Source organism: Shewanella psychrotolerans (genome assembly GCF_019457595.1).
GTDB lineage: Bacteria > Pseudomonadota > Gammaproteobacteria > Enterobacterales > Shewanellaceae > Shewanella > Shewanella psychrotolerans.
In genome coordinates, this window is the sequence record NZ_CP080419.1 from 560,563 (window position 1) to 580,263 (window position 19,701).

Genomic DNA, 19,701 nt, shown 5'->3' on the forward strand with positions numbered 1-19,701 from the left:
AGAGAAACAATCGCTTTAAGTCAGTGATATCGGCTATTATCTAGACTCGTAGACTGTTTATTTGCAGGTGTCATTATGTCTGAACAATTTCATTGCTGGCAGTGTGGTAAACCGCTAGAAGCACTTATTCTGCCTATGTCGCGGCGAGAGGAGTGTGTTGCTTGTCATGCCGATCAGCATGTTTGTAAGATGTGTGAGTTTTTTAATGATTCGGGTCGAGGAGATTGCCGTGAAGAGCGTGCCGAATGGATATCGGAGCGTGAGCGCGCTAATTTTTGTGATTATTTTAAGCCCTCTATGATGGCGCATATCAATACCAAGAGTCTTGCTAATGAGCGAGCAAAGGCTGAGTTCGCAGAGCTAGTTGGTGAGACGCTAGTGGCATCAGAAAAAACAGCGGACAAGCCTAAAACAGCGGCGGAAATAGCCGAGCAGCAGCTACGGGATCTACTTGGTGGATAACTGAGTTGTTTTGACCTCAATAAATGCATCAGGGCTAACGGCATATGCGATTAGCCCAGTGTTAGCGCCGCTGACCACTAAATACGTGGATCGCTATTTTTACTCTCGACTTGGCCAATCACTTCGATATCGCTTAAGGTAGATAAGGTACCCCATTGTTGTATCGTCATCATGCCTTTGACTTCTTGTGCTTTATAGCTCAGGCGTAGGCCATCTTTTCGATATTCTTTTGCGAGGTTTTGCGGTAACAGATGACTACCGTCGTCATTAATAATTCCCCAAAATCCCCCTTCAAGATTGAGATACCTTACCGTGCCTTGTTTCATAACGATCCCTTTTGGTTGTGAAATTTGTGGCTTCTCAGCCATCATATTATCTGGGGTATCAAGTTGATTATTTACTGTTTTAGTTTCAGTGAGTTCGGGAGTTGAGGCTTGAGTAATTGTTTTGTTTTCGGTTACTTGCTTTTCTTGAGTTGGTTGTGATTTAACGTCCTCATTGCAACCTAGTAGTAGCGTGGCAATGAAGGATATAGATAGAACAACAGATGTACGCATCAGTTAACTCCTTTTAGTGTAGTTTGTTTTACTTTAACAGACCTCAGCGTTTGCCGATGAATAAATTTAGCGATAGGTTACAACTAGGTATATGGAAGTTTATTTGGCACTTCAATAGTCTATTTTGATAAAAGTTGGGTCTTTTACTTTACGCAGATGCTCACCTTTTTAGTACACCTGAGTGAGTTAGAAAGTAACATCTTCTGCTAATATTGTAACCCTCCCCTAAATTAGCCAAAAGGATTGGCATGTTACATGCGGCTTCAATGGGCCGTATTATAAATTGATCGAGTGGGGCAATGCCCTCGATTTAGATCTCTAAGAGATCAATCGTCAGCATCAAACTTTAGCTCATTTGTGCGCCAGCAAGTTATCTTTAAGGTTTAGGGGAAGAATTAAATCCTAAGGCTCTTTAGTGCCATTTTATTTGGGATCTACGATAGTGTGGTTAAATTTCTAAAGTTTAGGTTAAATCACTGGCCAGAACTCAATTTGATAAAGCGGAGTTTGTTTATATTTTGAATATATTAGCTTTGATTGTTGCCGGTTTTGCACTAAAAATCATCTTGTGAGTAGAGGTGTTTGTTTGTTATCTTAATTTTAAATTAGTCTATCGAAGTACTGCTATGAATAATCTCGTCATTACACCAAACTATGTAAATATATTTAGTTGTATAGGACCTAAATGCGAAGATAGTTGTTGCAATGACTGGGGCATTTATTTCGATAAAAAGACCTATAAAAAAATAGTTAAACATCCTGATTTTTCCTCGTTAGCCAAAATAGCGTTTAAGGAAGTTAAAACGGACAACAATAGTTGGGCGGTAATAGAACTCGATGAAGCAGGAGCTTGTCCGTTTCTCAATGAGAACAAGCTATGCAAGATCCACGATCAAGCGGGGGTGGAAGCGTTAAGTAACACTTGTCAAACCTACCCTAAAGTGAACAATCATATAGCTGGTAATAGATATAGGAGTCTGAGCTTATCTTGTCCTGAAGTTGCTCGAATTGTGCTGTTTGAGCCAGAAGCCTTTCAATTTGAAGCTCAAATTAGCGGTAATAAATCAGCGGCTCCCATTCCTGAGTGGCAAGAGAAAAGTTACGATTATAGTCTTGAGTTGCTAGTGGGCTTGGGGTTAGATTGGGAGCAAGCCTTGCTTGCAATTGGGTTGCTTATACGAACCAGCGAAAACGTTGCTAATGGTCTCGAGCCTGCTTCAGCTCTTGATGTCAGGTTTGAACAGCTACAGAAATTTGTTCAGGCAGGACTGTTAAATGAACAGTATGAGCAGCTCTCCTGTACACCAGCCGTGCAAGAAAATGCTTTCGTTTCTGTGCACTCGAAATTATGTAAAATCCATTCTCGAGCTCATCGGCCTCGTTTTACAAGATTAAATGAGGCGGTAAATTCAATATGTAATGAAGATAATCAGTACAGTATTGAAGAGTTAAATAAAGCTTGGCACAACATTGCCTTACCTGCATTAAGTGAGTCACCAGATCTGTTTGAGCGATTTATTCTCTATTCTATTTTTCATAATCACTTTCCGATGTTGGGCAAGAATGGGCCACTGAAAGCATTTAGATTATTGGTGTTGGATTGTCTGCTTATCCGTTGTTATTTATCTGCGATGGCTTTTAAATATCAAGGTTTAACCCAGAGCGATATTATCTTGTGTTTTCAGGTGTATCAGGTGGTACGTCAGCATCGTTCTAGTTTTGCCGATGTGATAGATGAAATAATGCAGGAGTTGGATATTCAAACAATACCTTCGACCATTAGTCTACTGAAGACAAAGTAATGTTGATTCTGAGTTGCTTGGGGAAGCAACTCAGAAGATTATTTCATTGGATCAGAGATACGTATTCATATTGATACTCAGGTTCGAAGTTTGAGTTGTTTCCCCTAGGTGTTTATCGATTGAGTTTCTTTTATGTCACTATGATGAAGGCCTTTGACTCTGGCAAAATACTTGTCGGTTTCTAGCAAAATCACGTGCCGCAGCCCGATAATGGCGATTAGGTTAGGTATGGCCATTAAACCGTTGACTGTGTCGGCTAACATCCAGATAAGGTCGAGTTGAATAAATGCACCGACCGCAATGAGGCTTAAAAACAGTAGTTGATAGATCTTGACTCCTTTTTCTCCCAAGCGTTTACCCGATAGATAGTACCAGCAGCGCTCGCCATAATAATGCCAACCTAAAATAGTCGTAAAAGCAAAGCAGATTAAGGCAATGGTCACCACATATTGTCCAACAATAACTGAGCCGCCAGAAGCAAATGCTGCACTGGTCATTGCAGCCCCTGCAGTGTCGCCGTTCCACACGCCAGTGATAATTAATACCAGCCCTGTCATGGTGCAGATTAAGATGGTGTCAAAGAAAGTGCCAGTCATGCTAACTAAACCTTGCTCTACGGGTTCGTTGGTTTTAGCTGCCGCCGCCGCTATCGGCGCGCTACCAAGGCCTGATTCGTTAGAAAATACTCCGCGTGCAATACCAATTTGCAGAGCCTGAGCCACGGTTGCACCTAAGAATCCGCCAGCGGCAGAAGTTGGGGTAAACGCCGAATGAAGTACCAACTGCAAGGCTGGAATGATCTGTTCGCTAAAGGTGATTAAGATCCAGCCGCAAGCCATGACATATCCCAGCGCCATAGTCGGTACTAATTTTTGCGCGACGTTGGCGATACGTTTAACGCCGCCTAAGGTGACAGCAGCGACCATGATTGTTAACACGAAAGCCGTGCCCCATGTCGGAACATTGAAGGCGATATTCATCGCATCACTAATGGCATTCACTTGAGCAAAAGTACCGATACCAAAGAAGGCAACACCGACACCGAAGATGGCAAACAGTTTGGCGAGCCAGCCTAGACCTAAGCCACGCTCGATGTAATACATTGGGCCGCCAGCGATTTGACCGCGTGCATCTGTGGTGCGATATTTTACCGCTAGCATGCACTCGGCGTATTTAGTTGCCATACCGAAGAAGGCGGCGAGCCACATCCAAAACAGCGCGCCTGGGCCGCCAATTTTAATCGCCGTAGCGACACCGACAATATTACCAGTTCCTATGGTTGCCGATAGTGCGGTACATAAGGCAGCGAATGACGACAGATCACCCTTACCACTTGCAGGTTTAAATAATAGACTCAGAGCGAGGGGCAGTTTAAAGACTTGGATAAGTTTAAGCCGCAGTGTGAGGTATAAACCGGTGCCGACCAGTAAACAAAGGGTGACAGGTCCCCAAACGATCGCATTTATATCGCTGAGTAGCGCGTGAAAATTCATGATATTCCTCGAATATTAAACAACAAAATTAATATGGAGGAGGAAAAGAAATGGCTGATAGGTGGCGCTGACGAATGCAGGTAACCACTGACTTACATGAGATAAGGCAGAAGCGGTACAGCGACAAACGACAGTGACTGATATAACGCACAGCGTTATAACCGATACAGTCATCCTCTCCTCTGTCCTTTTGCCTGAGCGTTTCGCATAAAGGTTTGATACCTATATACTTTCGCCTTCGGCGCCGTGATGACATCTAGCTAACGAACACTATCTGTTCACAGTCTCTCCAGAGGCTCGTCCAGTAACAGTCCTCACCACTAAAGTGGCACCTGAAAGAGTGCTTTGCACTGACTATTTATCAGCGACAAAGTTGCCTCGTCGGTGTGGGGTTAATCCCCGCTCTCCTGCTACCTTCATCCGAACGGATCCCGATAAGTGACAATGGTTGTATGTTGTCAGTTATCGGGGGCGGGTAGCATGCGTTAATTTGGGACCTAGCTCAAGAGGGGAAGCTCACAATTTGTGAATACTTAGTTCGATTGCGCTGTTTTATTCCAGAAAGAGAGTGATGCCCCTGTATCAGTTACCATGGCTTGACTAGGTCCTAATTTCTCTCGGTATTTATTTACAACACCCCTTACCTAAATCCTGCCTAAGGGTTTAGAATAAAAGCTTGTATCCACTTGGTGGTTATGAAATGTGATTGAGCTTTTCAGTTTTGTCACCTGCAACAACCCAAAGGTGTACCGTCACCTCAGACTTGCATTATTTGCCTTTGTGCATACAAGCCTTGATCTAGACTCTCTACACTCGGTAGTCATTATACCTATTGGTATTACGGTGTCGTGGACACCATTTTATCGGGATTAACATGTTATCAGCACTTAAGAAATCAGTTAGGAGTAAACCCTCATCACAGGATATTCAAGCCAATATATTGGCCGGATTGACTGTCGGCGTGATCGCTCTTCCCTTGTCGATGGCGTTGGCCATTGCCAGTGGTGTGCCGCCGCAACATGGACTTTATACCGCCATTATCGCCGGGATCGTTATTGCGCTTACTGGGGGCTCTAAGGTCAATATCTCCGGCCCCACGGCAGCATTTGTCGTCATTTTGCTGCCTATCGTGCAGCAATATGGCCTCGGCGGTTTATTGATTAGTGGTTTCATGGCGGGAGTGATCTTAGTCATGATGGGGCTTGGTCGACTCGGCAAGTTGATTGAAATCGTGCCTTACCCTGTCATCGTGGGCTTTACTGCGGGTATAGGGGTTGTGATCGCGACCTTTCAGATTAAGGATTTCTTCGGACTTGAAGTTGCTGCTGGTGGTGAACATTACTTAGAAAAGCTCGCTAATATAGCGCAGGCGTTTCCTAGTCTAGCTTGGCAAGAGACCTTAGTTGGTGCGTTAACCTTAGCTGTGTTGCTTGTTTGGCCCAAATTACGAACGAAAGTGCCTGCTCATTTAGCGGCATTATTATGCGGTGGCATAGTGGCCTGGGTTATGACTCAAACGCTTGCCGATTTTTCAGTAGCGACCATAGGAAGTCGTTTCCACTTTGAGGCCAGTGGCGTCATTGGCAACGGCATTCCTCCTTTTTTACCAATTTTTCAATGGCCATGGAATCTGCCTAATGCCGTAGGTGAGCCGATAGGCTTAAGTTTTGAGTTGATTAGAGAGCTGTTGCCTGCAGCGATAACCATTGCCATCTTAGGTTCACTCGAGTCGCTATTATGTGCCGTTGTTGCCGATGGTATGTCGGGTAAAAAACATAATTCTAATGATGAACTTATCGGTCAGGGCATAGGCAATATGTTGGTGCCTTTATTTGGTGGGATCCCTGCAACCGCAGCGATCGCTCGTACTGCTGCCAATGTTAAGGCTGGGGGCAACTCGCCCCTATCTTCGGTGATCCATAGTGTATTTATTCTATTGGGGATCCTGCTACTTTCGCCCCTATTGTCCTATATACCAATGGCATCAATGGCAGCGTTATTGTTGGTTGTTGCTTGGAATATGAGTGAGGCGAAGCATTTTATTCGTACCGTTAAAATCGCGCCTAGAGATGATGTGCTGATTCTTATTTTATGCTTTTCATTAACCGTGTTGTTTGACATGACGGTTGCTGTCGCTGTTGGAATGGGCTTAGCGGCGCTGCTGTTTATTCGCCGTAGTATTAGTTTGACCGACACCAAAGCGTTAGCGCGCCAAACAGATTCTACTGAGATACCTGATGATGTGGTGGTTTACGATATTAATGGGCCGCTGTTTTTTGGCTCAGCGCAAAAGGCACTAAAAACCATTGCTATGGTGCGGCCTGATGTGAAGATAGTTGTCCTCGATATGTCGGAAGTGACCTTGCTTGATATGAGCGCTATTGTGGCGATGGAGTCTATCGTCAACGATCTTGCTAATAAACAGGTAGGGCTGATCATTAATAATCTACAGCCAAGAATGATCTTAAAGCTCAGACGGGCAGGTGTGCGCAAGCGTTTGGGTAAAGTTGAGTACTCAAGAACCTTAAGTGACAGTTTTAAGTTAGTCGATAAAATGCGTCATGGTTCCAGCCTATTGTAACGCTTTGGTTTGCAAACGACTCGATGAGCTTGTCTATTTTATGACGATAAATATCAGTGGTCACTAATGTTAATTCGACTAGGCCTGTAGTAGGATGAAACCGCAGGTTAGATTTTTGTTGTTGCTTGAAGAGCAGTCTGCACTAGATGTTAATCTAACTGGTTTTTCAATAGCTTTGCAATACTACCTATAGTTAATTGACGGGGTTGTATAAGTTGCTGAAGATCGATGCTCCTACCCTACTTATAAATCTATAAATGGTGATAACAATGCTGATATTTTTTATTTGTATTGCGTTACTCGTATTGGCTTTTAAATTCTACAGTCCTTTTGTAGAACGTCAGGCTGGTATTGACCCTAACGCAAAAACTCCACAAGCAAGATTTAATGATGGTGTCGACTATGTCGCGGTTCATCCAGTTAAAGCTTACTTAATTCAGTTCCTTAACGTTGCGGGTGTTGGTCCTATTTTCGGTCCTATCTTGGGTGCACTTTATGGCCCTGTTGCATTAGTTTGGATTGTATTGGGTAACATCATAGGTGGTGCGGTACACGATTACTTCTCTGGGGTGCTTAGCATTAAAGAAGATGGTAAGAGTTTACCTGAGATCGCCGGTCACTATTTTAACATCTACTTCAAAGGGTTAATGCTAGTCTTTACCGCCATGCTACTGTTTTTCGTTGGCGTGGTATTTATCATGAGCCCAGCAGGATTGCTTAGCCACCTCGACATGTTTGAAGGCACTATTATGGCCAGTAATACATTTTGGGTGTTGGTTATCTTAGCTTATTACTTCCTTGCGACTCTGTTACCTATCGATAAAATCATCACTAAGCTCTATCCTGCATTTGGCCTATTGATGATCACTATGACAGTGTCTATCGGTGTCGCTTTACTTATCAATGCGCCGCACCTACCTGTTGCCGATGATATTTTTGCTTATTTCGATCACGGTGCACATGAAGCCTTGTTGACACCTAATCCTGATGGACTGCCAGTTTGGCCACTTCTGTTTGTGACTATTACTTGTGGAGCGATCAGCGGTTTCCACTCGACTCAAGCCCCCATCATGGCGCGCTGCTTAACTAATGAAAAGTATGTTCGTCCTGTTTATTATGGCGCCATGATGTCGGAAGGTATTGTCGCTTGTGTATGGGCGCTTGCGGGTATTGCTGCCTTCCCTGGTGGATATGCAGAGCTAAAAAGCGTGTTAGATGCTGGTGGCCCTGGTCTGGTAGTTAATCAAGTCGCCACCACATATCTTGGTGTTGCTGGCGGTATCATGGCGATTATTGCGGTCGCTATCTTTCCAATTACCTCGGGTGATACCGCGTTCCGCTCACTACGTTTGACCATTATCGATGCCTTTAAGATCCCACAGAGTATCCGCAATCGTCTATTAGTCGCTGTGCCTATCTTAGTTATCGCGTACTTTATGACTATGATTAATTTCTCGTTGGTGTGGCGTTACTTTGCGTTTTCAAACATGTTGTTGTCGACCAGTGTATTGTGGTTAGCGACTAAGTATCTGTTTGATCGTGGAACGATTCATTGGATTGTCAGTTTACCTGCGATCATTGGTACGGCAGTGACGGTATCCTATATCGCGACGGCAGGTATAGGCTTAGGTTTAGAGCAGTCGCTAAGCGATCCAATTGGTATTGCAACTGGTATCATCTGTTTAATCGCGCTGATCTTCGCCGATAGACGACGTAAAGTGGTTCCTGCGTAAATCACTACACTGCGTTTGAACAAACCGTCCAATATTGATATTGGACGGTTTTTTGATCCATTAAGATAACTTTGGCTTGATCAAGTCGATAGGGGCCGCTGCAGATCGAACCGCAAATCTTCAGATATTCCGTAGTAAGCAGATGGTCCTCCGGCCCGAAGTATGGGCTGAGCTAACGCCGTTTGATAGACTCCATGGGCATCTAATAGATGTTTCGCAATATGCACCGCGACGACTTCGCCAAGCACTAACCAAGTATCAATATTGTCACCATTGGCCGATTGTAATTGTATATGTTGTGATAACTTGCATTCAAAGCTAACAGGGCTTTGTGCCACTCGGTCGGCAGCAACGAGGTTGCCAGGTAATGGAGTCAATTTGGCTAAATCGAACTCATCTTGGTTAGGAGGCAGTGGCGCTGATGTTTGGTTCATCTGCTCAGCTAAACCACGAGTGGTTAGGTTCCAGATGAACTCTCCCGTTTCTATAATATTGGCGACACTATCCTTATAGCCAACACTGGCAAAGCCGATGATAGGGGGATGATAGTTGAAGCAGTTAAAGAAACTGTATGGTGCTAGATTACGCTGCCCTTCGGCATTACGTGAAGCGATCCAGCCTATGGGTCTTGGGCCAATAATCGCATTGAGAGGGTCATGTGGCAGACCATGTCCTTTACTTGGTTCATAGAAATAAACATCATCTTTAGTCATCGTCAAACCTTAAGCTAATCACGTTATCTTTATTCAACATTTAACGCTGCGCCGTCTGTAAACACTATTGCTTAGTTGTTTACTTAGTTCTAGAAGTTTAGCTACCGACAATAGCGTAAGTTAGGCATTGGGCCAAAGATGTAACTAACGCAAATTAAAACCCGTTTATAAATGATTACAAACGGGCTTTTGATACAGGTATTGTCGGTTACAGTTTAAAGCGGGTAACTTCCTGTTGCAGAGACGCGGCTAATTGCGCCAACTCTTGAGCCTGTCTCATCGACGTTTGTGCTTCGTTAGAGAGATTTTCTGACACTTCTCTAATCGATTCTGTGTTGCGATTAATCTCGCTGGTTACAGAGGTTTGCTCCTCTGCTGCCGTGGCGATTTGACTCGCCATGTTGGAGATATCGTTAATTGCTCGGCTAATCTGCAGCAAGCTTTCGCTGGCAGAATTTGCATCGTTAACGCTGGTTTCGGCCATGTCATGACTCTGACCCATAGATTTTACTGCCTTAGCCGCAGTTTGTTGCAAGGTTTCAATCATACCTTGGATCTCTTGCGTCGAAGAGTGAGTGCGCTGGGATAGTACACGTACCTCATCGGCAACCACGGCAAATCCACGACCTTGTTCACCTGCGCGCGCGGCTTCAATTGCCGCATTGAGTGCTAACAAGTTGGTTTGCTCAGCGATACCGCTAATGGTTAATAAGATGCTATTGATTTTTTGCGAGTGTTCGTTTAATTCGCCAATGATATGACTGGCGGTATCCACTTCGTTGGCTAGATTACGAATGGATTGCTGGCTTTGCATCACTTGTTTTTGACCATGCTCAGAAAGACCCACCGCATCTTGGGCCGTATGCGCTGTATGCTCTGCGTTATTGGCAATTTCTTCTGTCGCGCTGGCCATTTCTGTTACGGCTGTTGCGACCATGGTCACCTCATCTTGTTGAATTTCAATTCTTTGGCTATTTTCGGTTGCTGACGTGCTCGTACCTTGAGCTTGATGTTCTAATTGACCTGCAATGTCATGCATGCGAGATATCATGCCGTGAATCCGTTCTACAAAACGGTTAAAGCCAGAGGCGAGCATACCTATTTCATCATGAGTGTTAGCGGTTTTGATACGAACCGTTAAATCGCCATCTCCTTCGGCGATGTCATTGAGTGCCAGTGCTACTCGTTCGAGATCTTTGAATTGAATTTTAAAGATAGCAATAAGTACTAGACCAAATAGCACCAATAACGCGAGACCCATCATAGACATCCACCAAGCTAAATTGGTGGCTTGAGACATAATCTCTTGCTTATTCATTACAAAAATAATCGCCCAATCAGTGTTGGGAATTGTCGCGACATATATTAGCGATGTTGAGTCATTAACACTGCGCTCTTCCATTGTGTTGGCGTTCGCTCGTTGTGATAACCAACTGGTTGTATAACTTGGATCGACCTCATTTAGTTGCTTGTTATTGAATTGACTATTGGGATGACTAATGATGAGTCCCGCATTGTCGACCATGATGGAATAGCCTTTGCCAGGAACTTGAAGTTTTTGCACTGCATCAGTTAATTGACCTATGGTCAGGTTGGCGGCCGCGACGCCGTATAGACGCCCATTGATCATGACAGGATCGGCTATGGTAACGACTTGTTTTTTTAAGGTCGCGCTGACATAGGGCTTAGTCATGATCATTTGACCAGCAGCTTTGGCATCTTGATACCAAGGTCGCACTCTGGGGTCGTAACCAGCCTTATTGAGTTTGGGATCTTGGCGATACATGTTGCCTTGTTCATCACCAAAATAGGTTAAGCCAAATCCAGCCGCGATATGAGTCTGCAGAAGATAGGGAACTAAGTCGCGATCAGGATCTGTTTCAATGGTTTGTTTAAGGCTTGATATGGCATTTTTTTTATCTTGAATCCATCCACCAATGCCTTGAGCGAAGGTGTTGGCAAGTTGATCAATCTCCTGTTGGGTATTATTGAGTGCATTATTTCTGATGAAATAACTTGAAATAACAACCAAGACAGAAACGGTAATTAGTACCGCGCATAGACTGCTGAATAGCAGACGGGTTTTGAGCGTTGATCGCATATCAAAGTCCTCTAGCCGCCAGATAGATTTTAACGTTAATTCAGTATAGTGCTTGCACTGGACTCAGTATCGGAATGTTTGGATAAAACTTTAATTAAGAGTAACAAATTAGTGAATATATTCATTCTTTAATGCTACTAAGATTAGCCATCGGACGCAGCTTAGAGTTGGCTGTGATCTTTCTTGTGTAGCTCAATGGGTTTTACTCATTGTTTATTTCAGTGTGTTGGTCTAGAAAACCGATAGCGTGTGCGCCAATCGCCGCATGTTTGACGGTAAACAGGGCTAAGGGGGGTAGGCATAGCGCGCTTTTCTGTATATCGAAACAGCAGGTATACTTGCACCAACTTAAAATGAAGCAACTGAGTTAATTGTTATGATCACCTTTACGACCAACTATGGCGATATCGAAATCGAGCTCGATATAGAGCATGCACCTGTCAGTTCGAAGAATTTCCTTAAATATTGCCAAGATGGATTTTTTGAAGGCACAATTTTTCATCGAGTGATCAAAGGATTTATGATCCAGGGTGGCGGATTTACTGCTGATATGGATGAGAAACCTACGCGTGCTGCTATTGTTAATGAGGCCAACCGTGGTCTTAAAAATGTCAAAGGCTCAATCGCCATGGCGCGCACCGATGCACCTCACTCGGCTACAGGGCAGTTTTTTATTAACTTAGCCAATAACAGTTTTTTGGATCACACAGCGACAACCAATGTGGGTTGGGGTTATGCAGTATTTGGTCAGGTTACTGCTGGGATGGACGTGGTCAACAAGATTGCGAAAGTTAAAACATGCTCTAAAGATGGTCATGATGACGTGCCTGTCGATATTATCCTGGTCGAGAAAGTGACGATTAAGGACGATTGAACAGGCATTTATCCAAACTAATGGGGCTAGATTATTAACGCCATTTATGACGTATCAGCGTAAATCTTCTGATTGTGACAGTTGGCACAGTTTCTTATTGCTAACAAGCAGACACTATCAGTTATTGGCGTAGGCCAATAACTGATAGTGTTGTTTATCTCTACCCAGTTAAACGTCTTGATTTCATATGTATAGGCTAACGTTATGCCCAGACCCAAAAAATGCCGTCAGCTTTCTTGCTGCGCCCCTTGCAGCATGTTTAAGCCTAATGGCATAGCATCGAATGAATTAACCAAGATCCAACTAGAAGCCGATGAGTTTGAGGCACTGAATTTAGGTGATGTGCAGAAATTAAGTCAACTCGATGCGGCCGAGTCCATGGGGATCTCTAGGCAAACCTTTGGCAATCTATTGGCGAGCGCACGTAAAAAGGTAGCAACAGCTATTACTCAGGGGCATGCACTTGTGCTGCCTCAATCTGATCAATAGGAAATTATCATGATTATTGCTATGCCGATGAGCCGAGGTCGCCTTGCCGCTCATTTTACTAAAGCGCAGCGAATTGGCTTTTTTAATGAATATCACCAGTTAATTACCAGTTTTGACAATCCTGCTCTTGATGGCGGTTGCAGTGCTAAAAAGGCAATGTTAACCCTTATTGTTGAACAAAAAACCGATATTGTGATTGTGCAGCAAATTGGTGAGCGGATGCTGGGCAAACTACTCGATGCAGGGATAAGTGTCAGTAAGGGCGATAATACTAACAGTATCGAATCCTTATTAACGGCGACGAGCGACCTTAACCTGCGACTCCTCGATGCCTCTCAAGGAAGGAGTTCGCTCAATCATGAGAAGAAAGGTGGATGCTGCTCTAGCTCTAGCTCTGGCTGTTGTGCCAGTTCAGAGACTAATTCAGGCGATTGCGCTGGAGGCTGTGGTTGCGGTAGTAAAACCGATGAATCGAGCTCTCGCATGCTTGATAAACATCATCAAGCCACAGCATTAGCCGATGAGCCTGTGAGTTATTCAGGCTTTAGAATCGTTAATTGATTCATGCCACTCGGATCAATCTAACATGCTGTAGGGGCGAGTGATCGCCTCTTTCACATCAACCATTGAAAATACCTTAGAAAATCGTCCGAAAGCTTGTCCTTGAAAATAGAGCTCGACCACGGGTAGTGCAAACACGTTATGGTTTGCTGCAATATCGGGTTGGGTTATGCAATCGATGTAGATAAATTTCATTTTGGGAAAGTGATCGTTCAGCATTGTCGTCAAGCGTGGTTTTATACCTTGGCAAACCCCACAGCTTGGTGCACCAAACAAGATCATTACAGCTTGGCGTTGGTTTAGTATTTGCTGTAACTCGTGTGATGAGTCGTTTGGGGTTAGGTTGTGCATTGAGCATTCACCAATCCATCGTTAGTTGTTCATTACCACATGCCTCTAAAGAGGTATTTTTATTTTAATATCATCACTATACAACCTAAATAGTGGTTAATTTTGTCAGTCTGGTTCACACTTCTTCAGATACTTTCTTTTAACTATTGTCGAAGCAGATTCTGCTGGTTATTATAGATGATATTAAAGCTGTATTTCATATGCTTGTTATTGGTTGGCGGAGCAAGATAAATGTTAAATATTGATGACCCTAGAGAAGTTGAAAAGACGCCTGCAATTTGGCGTTTAGGCTTTCGACCATTTTTTCTCGGGGGCGCTTGTGTCGCCATGCTCTATATCCCCTTATGGATCATAAGTTGGTTTCTGCCGCAATATAGCCTTTTTCAAGATCAGTTTTGGGTGAAAGTCATCCCTTTATGGTGGCATCCACACGAGATGTTGTTCGGTTTTGCGTTGGCCATCGTATGTGGCTTCTTACTGACAGCTGTGCAAACTTGGACCAATCAACCGAGTTTAAAAGGCTGGCCTCTGGCGGTAACTTTTGGGTGTTGGTTAATGGCACGCGTGTTATTGCTGATGCCATTTGAATTGCCAATCTGGCTGCCTGCCTTGTTTGATTCGCTATTTTTGATGATTTCGGCCTTTACCCTCTGGCGCTGTATTTTTAAGGTCAAGCAGTGGAATAACATTGGCTTTCCGATAATGTTGATATTGGCGACCGGTATTAATTTGCTTAGCTATTATGCGCTTAGTGAGCGTAACTTTACCTTAAGCCAGCATATTTGGCAGGGGATGCTGTGGTGGCTTGGGCTCATCATCACCATTGTCGGTGGTCGGGTTATTCCCTTCTTTACCGCAATGCGGATTAAGCAGACTAAACCTGATCCTATTAAAGTGGTTGAGATTAGCCTGATCTTGTTGATGCTGGTATTTGTGTTTCAAGGGATAACCAAGTTTTTACCCGCTGACATAGAACAAGGCTTACTGGCTGCGGCTGCTCTGCTCCATCTTATCCGTTGGTCACGCTGGTATCCCCATAAAACCTTAGGTGAGCCTTTGCTATGGTCACTGCACAGTGCCTATTTATGTTTACCTATTACCTTAGCTGCGCTTGCATGGAATATTCATGATGAAAATGCCTATCGTCAACTATTGCATCTGTTTGCTATCGGCACGTTAGCGGCCATCTGTTTGTCGATGATTTCTAGGGTATCACTTGGCCATACCAGCCGAAACATTTATCAAGGTCCTAATATGAGCATCGCCTTTGTTGCCTTGATACTTGCGGCTGTGCTTCGAGCGGTCATGCCACTGTTATGGCCCCAATATTCACAGTTTTGGCTCTGGGCAGCGGCAAGCTGCTGGACCTTAGCCTTTGGTTTATTTGTTTGGTGGTATGCGCCTATTTTGACAAAACCTAGAGTCGATGGCCGACCAGGTTGATTAACATTGTGAGTTGCGAGTTCACTATACTGTTTACATTTGGAAAGATAACCAGGAGAACGAATCGATTTATGTTTACTGATTTTAAGCCGTTTGCGATGGCGATATTCGCCATACTGCTACCTGTAACCAATTGTTTTGCTGGCGACGATGTTGCTAGCCCTGAGGTGATGAAGGCGAAATTCCCCAATCAATATGCGAGCTGGCTGGCAACCTCCAAGCAGCAGGAACGTAGTGACATGCTCGCCAATTACCCTGCCGCGATTATTTTATGGGCGGGCTCAGCTTATGCCAAAGAGTACCATAGTCCTCGAGGTCACCATTTTGCTGTCGCCGATGTCAGTCATACGCTACGAACTGGTGTAGCACCAGCCGAGGGGCAGAAAGGATTATCTGCAAGTTGCTGGACGTGTAAGTCGCCCGATGTGCCACGGTTAATCGATGAATTAGGCGTTGAAGGGTTTTCGGCAAAGAACTTTACCGATCTTGGCACAGAAATGAACAGCGTTGTTTATTGCACCGATTGTCATGTTAAAGGTTCAGCTAAGCTGGCTTTACCTCGTCCCCATGCTCAAGATGCTATGAGTAAGGTGCATCTGCCATTCGAAAAGCAAGACAGTAATATGCAAGGTTCACAAGTGTGCGGTCAGTGTCATGTGACCTATTATTTTCAGCCTGAGCGTAGTAATAAGGTCAATATTCCGTGGATCTTTGGCAGTACAGCGGATTTGATCGAGAAGTATTACGATACTCGTCGTTTCTATGAATGGATCCATCCTATCTCTAAGACGCCAATCTTAAAGGCGCGTCATCCTGAGTTTGAACATTGGAGCCGTAGTGAGCATGCTAAAGTAGGTGTAAGCTGTATTAGCTGCCATATGCCTCAATCGTCTGATAGTAAGGGAAAAACATTTACTAACCATCAGGTAAGTAAGGCATTACCTAACTATGATACGGTTTGCCAAGACTGTCATACAGACAAGCAAGCGTTATTGACCAAGCTGGAAACAGGGAAAGCACAGATTGACGCTAAAGCCCGAGAAGTTGAGCTGCTTTTGGTTAAAGCTCACTATGAAGCGGGTGCCGCCTGGGATGCAGGGGCGAGTTGGCCGATCATGAACGATGCCATTATGGCAATTCGTCATGCTCAGTGGCGTTGGGACTTTGCTATGTCATCACACGGTTTATATGCTCATAATCCACAAGAGGGCAATGAACTACTCGATACCGCTATTGAGCAGGCAAGCTACGCACGAACAGCCTTGGCTGAAGTACTAAGCATGCTAGAGGTCAAGCAAGTTAGTTATCCAGATATATCAACTAAAGAGAGTGCTCAGAAAGCGGTTGGTATAGAATTAGACAAATTGACCGAAAAGAAGCAAGCGTTTATCAAAGATGAAATTGACAAACATTGGCCTGAGGTGAGTCAGCACGGTTATTAAGGCTATTGGGAGCATCATTAACGACAATAACACCGGCCGCAAGGCTGGTGTTATTGTTTTTACTCATGTGGACAATGGGGCCTAAAGGAGATTCAACAAGGCATGGTATTAGCCTTAGATTTGATTAGATCAACTCTTTAAATCAGAAATGAGGTGCCATTGACGTCGTCCCATTTCTAATAGTACGCCAACGGCAAGTCCTGCCGCCGTGTTGATAAATAAACACATCGCTGCAGTGGACAGGATGACAAAAATACAAAAAGGCTTACCGTCGATAAAACGTTTCGACCATGCTAATTGCACTCCGGCAATAGCAAGTAAGCTGCCGAGTATCGCTAACGGTATAAGTGATAATAGACTAGCAATACCTTCTCCCCAAAATACGGCGATTAATACACAGCTTGAGCCAAATAACGTTGGCGCAATCCATGTGCGCGCGCCGAAGTGATGCTGCACCGCAAGTCCTCCTGCACCGTGACACATGGCCGTTGCCCCTAAGGGCGCAAGTAATAGATTTGCCCAGCCTGAGCTTGTAGCCAAACGCTTTGGACTGAAGCGTTCTTTATCCACAAAACTGTCTTGTGGGAACTTGTCTTTGGCCATCGCTGAGGTTGCGATGACGGCGTTAGTTAAGGTGAGTGCAAGTTGCGGTAGTACTAATAGCACTGCTGCCGAGCTCCACTCTTCTAACGCTGGCCAGCCAAGGTGCCACTCGCTGCTGGCCGATAGGTCAAAGCTAGGGGCGAGGCCGCTAGTGGATTGCCAAAGGATACCGAGTATCAATACCAGTGGCATCGCCAGGTAAGGCAAAGGTAGAAAGCGGCTAACAAATAGGGCACTGAAGGCGGTGAGGCCTATTAACCACATGTCGCTAATCATTTGACCGCCCATCCAGATCAGTTGTAACCCGATCGCAAGTTGTATACCTATGCTAATGGCCGGAGAGAGCTGTTTGGCCATCCAGGTGATAGCGCCACTGTAGGCGAGGATAAGTAAAATTATTCCCATCATCATGCCGCTTGCCTGCAACATGCCGGGGGTTAATCCTTGGGCAATCACCAGTGCGGCAATCACCTTCATGGGTTGTACCGGAATGGGTCTGCGGTAGAAGTAGGCGGTAAAGAGCGCGAAGATGCCAAACCCCATGAAGATCCCTTGGGGAGAAAAATGGTTAATAGCGATAAGCCCGAGTACGAGGGGCAGGAAGGTGCCCAAGTCGGCAAAGGCGCCGCTGAATTCTCCAGAATATTTGTTAAGGGTGTCGATGGGTGTTGTCTTACATCTCATAAAGCTTGCCGTGGGAAATCGTCAATGACGGTAATACAATTTTAATGCCACATTTTTGTGAGTTTATTGGGCAAATAGGACGTCTGTGGGCCTGTTTGATCCCATCAATTGAGACAAGTTGTCACATTGGTGGCTCTAAGTGGGTCAAGAGGTCTAACATTGGCGATGACTAATGTTCGGGTCGTCCAAAGAGTTCGAACACTTTCTCTATAACTGCAATGGCTGCATAACAAAAAATGGCTGAGTAACAAGGCTATCTGTATGGTAGGGGCTGTACCATATGAAATCATTGTTACTCATAACCATTGATTGCAATAGTGATGTTTTATTGGCGATAAAACTAGCTCCATCGGTTGCAGATAGAGCTATCAATATGATGCTATTTCGCGTGTTTAGGGCCTTGCTTATTCTTCATTGGATCGCCTTGGTAGCCAAGAGCATTCCAATCCAACCGAGTGCCCTTGTTGTGGCAGTCGTTACACTTAAGTGCTTGGTCTTTTGGCGAAACCATGTGGTTGATGCGCCACCACATCTCGGTTTCGGCAAAGCCATGTTCGCCGCTATATTTGATCCCTTTTTCTGCTAACGCTTGGTTAGCCTCCATACCTAACTTCGCGGCTTTATCCCAGTCGAAGTCTTTCCAGTAGCCACCTTTGCCATAAACCTTCGCCGTGACAAAGATATTCTGTTTCTTGTCATAGATCTGCTTACCTCTATGAACCTTGAACGGATAGATTTTCGCTGTGGTATCGGCTATATCGCCTAATGGGTAGGTTAGTTTAGTGACCTTTGTGGGATCCATCTTATCACCCGCCATGTAAGCGTCTGCTTTACCGTTATACCAAGCGTATTCAGGTTGCACCATCTTCTTCCATACGAAACTACCTTTCTTCTTCATGAAGGTATGCTTGCCGTATTCATCGACTGTTTCTGGTTGATCGCTGCCTGCAGTAGACCAGTCCCAGTACATCTTAGTGGGTTCATTGCGGGCAAAGAATGGGATGTGACAGGTTTGACAAGCGACACTAGCCGTATGGGTATTAAGGCGTTTGTTGCTATGAGGTGCGCTATCGTGACAGCTTTCACAGCCGATATCGTTAGTGCCGCCAGGCGAGACACCCATGGCATTACCTGTGATTTGGTGCTGCGCGGTAGTATGACAAGTTTGGCATTGGAAATCGTTGCCATCACTGTCCATATGCACATCTGTTGCCTTGTCGGGGTAGGCCATCGAAGAGTCTAAGTCACCATGTTTAACTGCATCTCCGCCACCGCCGTAGAAGTGACAGGTTCCGCAGTTATCGCGAACAGGGCTCCCTACATTTTGTGCGACGCGTTCAAGATTGACCTTAGAAGCCGCTTCACCAGCGCCTGCGGGGTCTTTTACATAAGTCCCTGTGGTGTCATGACATACCAAGCAATCGACTTTTGTCATGTCGGTAAAATCGAAGCTGTTATCTTTCCAGCCGTAGCCAGCATGACAACTGGTACATCTTGGTTCGTTGCCTGAGATCGAGGTACAGAAGTTATTGATGGCGTTTTTCTTACCACGTTTAACGGTGCGACCAGGCAGTTCCTGTTCTAACTCCCATGTCCAGTGCGAAGACTTCATAAACTCTTTTGCGTGATCCTCATGGCACTCGATACATTGTTCGGTGACTTGGGATCCTTGAGTAAATGGTCCTTGAATGGCTTCTTTATGTGGATTTTCAGCCGCAGCGTTAAAGGTGGTGAGTTCCATTACGCCTGCGGTGATAATCGAAGCTAAATAAAGCGTATGTTTCATCGAATCATCCCTACCCTCCGACCTAA

16 protein-coding genes and 1 riboswitch are annotated in these 19,701 nt (G+C 44.7%); of the genes, 9 read left to right on the forward strand and 7 right to left on the reverse strand.

Annotation, left to right across the window (positions count from 1 at the left end):
* The first annotated feature begins 75 nt into the window (after positions 1–75).
* On the forward strand, positions 76–462 hold the full coding sequence (locus K0I62_RS02550) for a hypothetical protein (RefSeq protein WP_220069987.1): 387 nt from the start codon (positions 76–78) through the stop codon (positions 460–462).
* A 77-nt stretch (positions 463–539) separates the two neighbouring features.
* Here K0I62_RS02550 and K0I62_RS02555 read toward each other — a convergent pair whose 3' ends face one another.
* The gene (locus tag K0I62_RS02555) at positions 540–1,019 is read right to left on the reverse strand and encodes a hypothetical protein (protein ID WP_220069988.1); all 480 of its coding nucleotides are present in this window, start codon (positions 1,017–1,019) and stop codon (positions 540–542) included.
* A gap of 626 nt (positions 1,020–1,645) precedes the next feature.
* Between K0I62_RS02555 and fliB the strand changes: the two genes are divergently transcribed.
* Complete coding sequence (gene fliB / locus K0I62_RS02560; RefSeq protein WP_220069989.1) at positions 1,646–2,821, forward strand: flagellin lysine-N-methylase; 1,176 nt, start codon at positions 1,646–1,648, stop codon at positions 2,819–2,821.
* 104 nt (positions 2,822–2,925) lie between these two features.
* Here fliB and K0I62_RS02565 read toward each other — a convergent pair whose 3' ends face one another.
* On the reverse strand, positions 2,926–4,314 hold the full coding sequence (locus K0I62_RS02565; protein ID WP_220069990.1) for an alanine/glycine:cation symporter family protein: 1,389 nt from the start codon (positions 4,312–4,314) through the stop codon (positions 2,926–2,928).
* A gap of 172 nt (positions 4,315–4,486) precedes the next feature.
* A riboswitch (glycine riboswitch) is annotated at positions 4,487–4,617 on the reverse strand.
* Positions 4,618–5,146: 529 nt separating this feature from the next.
* Between K0I62_RS02565 and dauA the strand changes: the two genes are divergently transcribed.
* Together dauA and K0I62_RS02575 are read left to right on the forward strand one after the other, a co-directional pair.
* Positions 5,147–6,895, forward strand: a complete 1,749-nt coding sequence (gene dauA, locus K0I62_RS02570) for a C4-dicarboxylic acid transporter DauA (RefSeq protein WP_258405070.1) — start codon at positions 5,147–5,149, stop codon at positions 6,893–6,895.
* A 269-nt stretch (positions 6,896–7,164) separates the two neighbouring features.
* Positions 7,165–8,628 (forward strand): carbon starvation CstA family protein, encoded by a 1,464-nt coding sequence (locus tag K0I62_RS02575; RefSeq protein ID WP_220069992.1) that lies wholly within the window; start codon positions 7,165–7,167, stop codon positions 8,626–8,628.
* Positions 8,629–8,708: 80 nt separating this feature from the next.
* Here the strand turns inward: K0I62_RS02575 and K0I62_RS02580 are convergent, their stop codons facing one another.
* The gene (locus tag K0I62_RS02580) at positions 8,709–9,341 is read right to left on the reverse strand and encodes a flavin reductase family protein (protein WP_220069993.1); all 633 of its coding nucleotides are present in this window, start codon (positions 9,339–9,341) and stop codon (positions 8,709–8,711) included.
* Between the two features lie 208 nt (positions 9,342–9,549).
* Positions 9,550–11,442 (reverse strand): methyl-accepting chemotaxis protein, encoded by a 1,893-nt coding sequence (locus K0I62_RS02585; RefSeq protein ID WP_220069994.1) that lies wholly within the window; start codon positions 11,440–11,442, stop codon positions 9,550–9,552.
* 376 nt (positions 11,443–11,818) lie between these two features.
* Here K0I62_RS02585 and K0I62_RS02590 point away from each other — a divergent pair, with 376 nt between their 5' ends.
* The 3 genes from K0I62_RS02590 to K0I62_RS02600 all read left to right on the forward strand — a co-directional run bounded on the left by K0I62_RS02590 (position 11,819) and on the right by K0I62_RS02600 (position 13,366).
* Positions 11,819–12,316 carry a peptidylprolyl isomerase gene (locus K0I62_RS02590; protein ID WP_220069995.1) on the forward strand — a complete coding sequence of 166 codons (498 nt, stop codon included), beginning with the start codon at positions 11,819–11,821 and terminating at the stop codon, positions 12,314–12,316.
* Between the two features lie 204 nt (positions 12,317–12,520).
* The gene (locus K0I62_RS02595; RefSeq protein ID WP_220069996.1) at positions 12,521–12,805 is read left to right on the forward strand and encodes a DUF134 domain-containing protein; all 285 of its coding nucleotides are present in this window, start codon (positions 12,521–12,523) and stop codon (positions 12,803–12,805) included.
* A gap of 9 nt (positions 12,806–12,814) precedes the next feature.
* Positions 12,815–13,366 carry a NifB/NifX family molybdenum-iron cluster-binding protein gene (locus tag K0I62_RS02600; RefSeq protein ID WP_220069997.1) on the forward strand — a complete coding sequence of 184 codons (552 nt, stop codon included), beginning with the start codon at positions 12,815–12,817 and terminating at the stop codon, positions 13,364–13,366.
* A gap of 15 nt (positions 13,367–13,381) precedes the next feature.
* Here K0I62_RS02600 and K0I62_RS02605 read toward each other — a convergent pair whose 3' ends face one another.
* Positions 13,382–13,717 carry a thioredoxin family protein gene (locus K0I62_RS02605; RefSeq protein WP_220069998.1) on the reverse strand — a complete coding sequence of 112 codons (336 nt, stop codon included), beginning with the start codon at positions 13,715–13,717 and terminating at the stop codon, positions 13,382–13,384.
* Between the two features lie 231 nt (positions 13,718–13,948).
* Between K0I62_RS02605 and K0I62_RS02610 the strand changes: the two genes are divergently transcribed.
* Both K0I62_RS02610 and K0I62_RS02615 read left to right on the forward strand, forming a co-directional pair.
* Positions 13,949–15,160: an NnrS family protein gene (locus tag K0I62_RS02610; protein ID WP_220069999.1), complete on the forward strand. Its 1,212-nt coding sequence runs from the start codon at positions 13,949–13,951 to the stop codon at positions 15,158–15,160.
* A gap of 170 nt (positions 15,161–15,330) precedes the next feature.
* Positions 15,331–16,602, forward strand: coding sequence for an ammonia-forming cytochrome c nitrite reductase subunit c552 (locus tag K0I62_RS02615; RefSeq protein ID WP_258405127.1), 1,272 nt, complete (start codon positions 15,331–15,333; stop codon positions 16,600–16,602).
* 129 nt (positions 16,603–16,731) lie between these two features.
* On the opposite strand, the gene K0I62_RS02620 is transcribed toward K0I62_RS02615, so the two are convergent.
* Both K0I62_RS02620 and K0I62_RS02625 read right to left on the reverse strand, forming a co-directional pair.
* Positions 16,732–17,889 (reverse strand): putative sulfate/molybdate transporter, encoded by a 1,158-nt coding sequence (locus K0I62_RS02620; protein WP_220070001.1) that lies wholly within the window; start codon positions 17,887–17,889, stop codon positions 16,732–16,734.
* Between the two features lie 379 nt (positions 17,890–18,268).
* Positions 18,269–19,675: a tetrathionate reductase family octaheme c-type cytochrome gene (locus K0I62_RS02625; protein WP_434086821.1), complete on the reverse strand. Its 1,407-nt coding sequence runs from the start codon at positions 19,673–19,675 to the stop codon at positions 18,269–18,271.
* Between the last annotated feature and the right edge of the window lie 26 nt (positions 19,676–19,701).